This window comes from Archangium sp. (assembly GCF_036389735.1).
In the GTDB taxonomy this organism is placed as follows: Bacteria; Myxococcota; Myxococcia; order Myxococcales; family Myxococcaceae; genus Archangium.
The window spans coordinates 1-5,409 of the sequence record NZ_DASVWK010000338.1 but is presented as its reverse complement, the minus strand read 5'-3'; the positions used below and the strand labels follow the sequence as shown (position 1 = coordinate 5,409).

Sequence of the window (5,409 nt, the reverse complement as noted above, 5' to 3'; positions counted from 1 at the left end):
CTTCGCGGCGTGCTCGGCGGAGACGAAGGGCGACTGCCACACCTGCATGGGGTGGATGCGGGTGGGCTCGTTGGAGGTGGCGCGAAAAACAACCATGCGCCCGTCGCCGAAGAGGCTGAAGCCGTGCCCCACCAGCGGGTTCTGCACCTCCTTGCGCACGAGGTTGTACGGGAAGAGGACGTAGGCGCCCTCGTCGTTGCGGAAGAAGACGTAGAGGACGTCCTCGCCGTTGGGCGAGCGGATGGCGCGCTTGAAGCGCAGGCCCTCGCCGATACCCTCGAAGACCTTGTAGTCGCCCGTCTGGAGGTAGTAGCCGCCGGGGAAGACGATGCCCTGGTCCTCGGGGAGGCGGATGCAGGCCTGCCCGAGGGCGTCGATGCGCACCACGTGCTGGGTGCGGGTGTTGAAGACGAGGTAGCGGTACTTCTGCTCGCGGAACGGCAGGACGCGCAGGAGGATGAGACCGCCCACCTGCGCGAAGGCGAACTCGGCGTCGTCGAGCGACTGATCCGGATCGTCCACCGGCTCGCGGTAGATGCCCAGGCCGTCCGCGGTGTTGTTCTCGACCTTGATGGTGAGGTCGCCCTTCACCGTCTCGACGAACACCTGGTCGAGCACGTTGACGTGGGGGTGCTGGCCCAGCACGTAGTTGTCGCGCGTGGCCACCGTCCACTCGAAGTCGTGGGACGGGGGGAAGGTGTGATCGCGCTCGCCCTGGTTGTCGATGTAGGTGGCGTTGCCCTCGACATCGAGCGCGAAGCGGAAGACCTTGATGTCGCGCTGCGACTGGCCCGTCTGGAAGATGGCCAGGAGCCGCGACTCGTTGCGCCGGAGCTGAAGGAGCTTCGCGTCCTTGTAGTACTTGTAGAGCTCGCCGAAGTCCTTGACGAAGCGAGCGTCCTGGAGGAACCCGCCGGCCTCGGAGGACGGCACCTGCGAGAAGTCGAAGCCCTCGGCGGACTGCTCGAACTTGTGCAGCGAGAAGACGTCGGCGACGGACGTCTCCTTCTTCAGGCCGATGAAGACGTTGTAGCCGAAGAGCAGGTACTTCCCGACTCCGACGATGTCGCGCGGGACGCAGTTGTGATCCGTGCGCACGCGCTCGTTGCCGATGACGCTCAGCTCCGTGCCGCCGAAGAGCTTCTTGCGCCGATCGTTGAGGTCCGCGGCCTTGGCGCCGAGCGCCTCCGCCTGCTTCAGCAGACGGGCGCGGATGACCTCGTAGCTGCCGCCCTCCAGCGTGGCCTCGCCCGCGGGGGTGGTGCTTTCAGTTGCCATCGTCAATTCACCGGGAATGGGGGGAACCCCTGGAAGCACATACCCTCACCCCGACCGTCTCCCAAGAGAGAGGGTCGGGGCGAGGGTCTTCAAGCCGTACGACTCAGCCCTGGGTCTTCTCGGGAGCCGAGGCCCGGGCAACGGGCTCGGCCTCCACGAGGGACTTCAGGTTGGAAGCGGCGGCGGCGGTGGAGCCGGGCGCCATGCGGTGCAGCAGCGCGGCCATGGCCAGGTTCTGCGCGTCGTTGGTGAGACCCGGCTTGGAGAGGATCTCCTTGAGGTCCGCCGGCAGATCCTTCTGGCCGTTGAGGTAACCACCGAAGGCCTTGCTCAGCGTCTCGCTCTGATCGAGCGCGGCGTCGAAGGACTGACCCACGGAGATGGCCTTGATGAAGCGCTCGAAGAACTGACCGTCGCCGCCGACGATGTTGACCTTGGCGTGGCCCATCGTCTCGGCCATGACCCTGGACTGGGCCTCGGCGATGTCCTTGCGGGCATGGATGGAAGCGAGCTCCACGTCGCGCTCCTTCTGGAGGCGCAGGCGGAACTCCTCGTGCTCGCGGGTAGCGCCCTGGAGCAGCTTCAAGGACTCGGCCTTCTCGGCCAGACCCCGGGCCTCGGCGAGCAGCTTCTCCTCGATGCCCTTGGCCTCGGCGAGCAGCTTCTCGCGGGAGGAGGCGGCCTCGGCCTCGCCGCGCTTCTGGATGGCCTGGGCCTCGGCCTCGCCGATGCTGGCGCGGGCCATGCCCTTCTCCTTCTCACCCGCGGCCTCGGCGAGCAGCTTCTCGCGGGCGGCGGAGGCCTCGGCGAGGCCGCGCTCCTTGAGGACGGTGGCCTGGGCCATGCCCTGCTTCTCGATGACGGCGGCCTCGGCCTCCTTCACGCGCACCTCGGCCATGCCCTGCTTCTCGGTGGCCAGCGCGTCCGCCTCCTTCACGCGCACCTCGGCCAGACCGTGGGCGGCCTCCTCGGCCTGGATGCCCTCGGCCAGCCGCATCTTCGCCTTGGCCGTCATGTCGGAGGCCTGCAGCTCGGCCTCGGCCAGGGTGAGCTTCTCCTTGGCGGAGAACTTGGCCACCTCGTTGCTGGCCTCGGCGGCCTTGATGTCCTTGACGAGCTTCTCCTGCGCCTGGGCCTCGGCGGTGATGAGCAGCGCGTCCTTGCGGCGGGTGGCCTCGGCCTTCACGCGCAGGTCCTTGATGCGCTCCTCCTCCTCCGCCACGCCCTTCTCCACGGAGATGCGCACGCGCACCACGTCGGCGATGGCCTTCTTCTCGGCCTCGAGCTGCTTCTCCTTGCCGATGCGCGACAGCTCCACCTCGCGCTCGCGGTTGATGGCCTCCAGCGAGCGGTCCTTCTCCACGCGCTCGGCCTCCACGCCCACCACGCGCTCGCGGTTCTTCTGCGCCACTTCCACCTGGCGCTGCTTGTTCTGCTCGTTGATCTGGATCTCCTCCTCGGCCTTGATGCGCGCCAGCTGCTGCTTGGCGTACTCCTCGGCCTTCACGCGCTCGGCCTCGGCCGTCTCGCGCGCCTGGATGGACTCGATCTCACGCTTCTGCTTGGCGGCGGCCTCGGCGCGCTGACGCTCGAGGGCGAAGATGGCCTCATCCGCCTCGACGTTGCGCTTGGTGATGGCCATGCGCTCGCTCTGGCGGAACTCGTTGGTGTGGATGTTCTGGACGGAGGTCAGCTCGGTGATCTTCCGGATGCCCTGCGCGTCGAGGATGTTGTCCTTGTCGAGCATCTCCACCGGGGTCTGCTCCAGGAAGTCGATGGCGCAGTCCTCGAGCATGTAGCCGTTGAGGTCCTTGCCGATGACCTGGATGACCTGGTCCTTGATGGCGTCACGCTTGGTGTAGAGTTCCTCGAAGTCGAAGCTCTTGCCCACCGTCTTGAGGGCCTCGGAGAACTTGGCCTCGAAGAGGTGCTCCAGGGTTTCCTGGTCGCTGGCGCGGGCGCAGCCGATGGACTGGGCCACCTTGAGCACGTCCTCGCGCGTCTTGTTCACCCGGACGAAGAAGGTGACCTTGATGTCGGCGCGGATGTTGTCCTGGCAGATCAGCCCCTCCTTGCCGCGGCGGTCGATCTCCACCGTCTTGAGGGCGATGTCCATCACCTCGGCCCGGTTGATGATGGGCCACACGATGGAGCCGGTGAAGGTGACGACCGGCTCACCCTTGAACGGGTTGATGATGAGCGCGCGACCTTGGTCCACCTGTCGGTAGAACCTGGAGACGGTGAAGGCGGCACAGAAGAGGAAGAAGAGGAGGCCGACGATTCCGGCTACGACGATTGACAGGTCCATGTCGGTGCTGTTTCCCGAGCGAAGGCGATCGAGGGGCCATCCATCACGCGATCGGAGCCCCCCACGAACGGCCCCGGCGCGCGTATGACGAACTGAGAAACTCTTCCGCCTAGCGCGTGCGCACCTTGTCCCGGGCGAGCGCGGCGGCGGTGATTGGATCCTTCAGGTGCTGCACCTCTTCGGGCAGGAGCCAGTCCACCGGCTCCACCTCGTAGGCATCCCGGGCGGCATCGTAGCTCAAGATCAGCGCCTTCTCCCCACGGGTGAGCGCGTTGGACTTGTCGCACACCACGTTGAGGAGCAGGCCGGCGCCACCGTCCTCGAAGGTGGCATGGCCGAACTTCCCATCCACCCGGCCGCTGGCGATGACGCACACACGGCCCATGAGCTCGGCGCGGCGGGGCGCCTGCTGCACGGCGAACATGGGCCGCAGGGGCCGCACCGCCAGTGCGGCCAACACCAGACCCACCGCGAGACACAGCGTGGCGAGGCCCCCGCTGACGAGCGCGCCGGGGAGTGCCCCCAGGGCCTCCTTGGCCGGGCGGGCGAAGCCCATCGACATCAGCCAGGAAAGGAAGACCACGAAGCTGACGGACACCGTCACCGGCACGCCGCCGAAGCCGAGCACCTCGAGGAAGCTGGCCCCACTCTTGACGCTCTCGAGCGAGGCCTTGGTGCCGGCCTCGACCGCGGCCTTGGCGCCGCCTTCGAGCATCTCGCCCGCTCCGGCCTTCGCACCCAGCGCGAAGTCACCGAGATCGCCGTCCAGCAGATCGATGCCCACGGCGCCCACCATGACGGTGAGCCAGTAGCCGACGATCACGCCGAGCGGGATGGTGAAGATCACCGTCGGGAAGGCCAGCATGGCGTCGAGGAATTGGGTCATCGGTCCTGCAAGGGAAACGGGGACTCGGAGTCTAGTCCAGCCTTACCGGACCATGACAATCCCTCCGGCCGATTTGCCCCCTGCTTGCCCTCCAGAGGAGCGAGCCGGGGCTGCGTTGACGGGGCGCGTGTGGCTGCACAGCCATTCCAGAAGGGCACACGGGGCGCCCGGGAGCCATGGCACGCGCATGAGCCACATCGAGCGACTTCAGCAGGAAGGAATCCGCCGGCTCGGCAGCCCCGGGCGTGGCTTCCGCTACAAGCAGGCCAACGGCAAGCCGGTGTCCGCGAAGGAGCGCGAGCGCATCGAGGCGCTGAAGCTGCCACCGGCGTGGACGGACGTGCTGATCAGCCCGTCGGCGACGGCGAAGCTCCAGGCCCTGGGGAAGGACGGCGCGGGGCGGTGGCAGTACCGCTACCACGACTCCTTCACGAAGCGGCGGCAGGAGGAGAAGTACAAGCGGGTCGTGGACTTCGCGCGGGCGCTGCCGAAGCTGCGGCGGCGGGTGGCGGCGGATCTGCGCCAGCCGGGGCTGGGGCGGGACAAGGTGATGGCGTGCCTGCTGCGGATCCTCGGCACGTGCTTCATCCGGGCGGGGAGCCAGCAGTACGCCGACGAGAACCAGAGCTTCGGGCTGGCCACGCTGCGGGCCAAACACGTGAAGGTGAAGGGGGACACGGTCATCTTCGACTTCCCGGGCAAGAGCGGGAAGCAGCAGTACCGCGAGCTGAAGGACCGGCAGGTGGCACATGTGGTGCGCGAGTGCCTGAAGGTCCCGGGGCGGGACGTCTTCAAGTTCGTGCTGGATGACGGGTTCGTGGTGGACGTGCGGCGGCGCCACATCAACGAGTACATCCAGGAGGTGATGGGGGCGCAGTACAGCGCGAAGGACTTCCGCACGTGGGGCGGGACGCTCATCTGCGCGTGCGCGCTGGCG

The 5,409-nt window shown here is 67.4% G+C and carries 4 protein-coding genes; 1 reads left to right on the top strand and 3 read right to left on the bottom strand.

Annotation, left to right across the window (positions count from 1 at the left end):
- The 3 genes from VF794_RS11870 to VF794_RS11860 all read right to left on the bottom strand — a co-directional run.
- The coding region (locus VF794_RS11870) for a DNA repair ATPase (protein WP_331109796.1) at positions 1 to 1,278 on the bottom strand (1,278 nt) is incomplete at its 3' end.
- A 103-nt stretch (positions 1,279 to 1,381) separates the two neighbouring features.
- Positions 1,382 to 3,586 (bottom strand): flotillin family protein, encoded by a 2,205-nt coding sequence (locus VF794_RS11865; protein WP_331109794.1) that lies wholly within the window; start codon positions 3,584 to 3,586, stop codon positions 1,382 to 1,384.
- Positions 3,587 to 3,695: 109 nt separating this feature from the next.
- Positions 3,696 to 4,472 (bottom strand): hypothetical protein, encoded by a 777-nt coding sequence (locus tag VF794_RS11860; RefSeq protein ID WP_331109792.1) that lies wholly within the window; start codon positions 4,470 to 4,472, stop codon positions 3,696 to 3,698.
- Positions 4,473 to 4,659: 187 nt separating this feature from the next.
- On the opposite strand from VF794_RS11860, the gene VF794_RS11855 reads away from it, so the two are divergent.
- Positions 4,660 to 5,409, top strand: a 750-nt coding sequence (locus VF794_RS11855) for a DNA topoisomerase IB (RefSeq protein WP_331109790.1), incomplete at its 3' end; no start/stop codon positions are given.

Excerpts from the sequence above, each read along its gene's own strand:
- VF794_RS11865 (WP_331109794.1), bottom strand. The coding sequence starts at position 3,586 with ATGGACCTGTCAATCGTCGTAGCCGGAATCGTCGGCCTCCTCTTCTTC.
- VF794_RS11860 (WP_331109792.1), bottom strand. The coding sequence starts at position 4,472 with ATGACCCAATTCCTCGACGCCATGCTGGCCTTCCCGACGGTGATCTTC.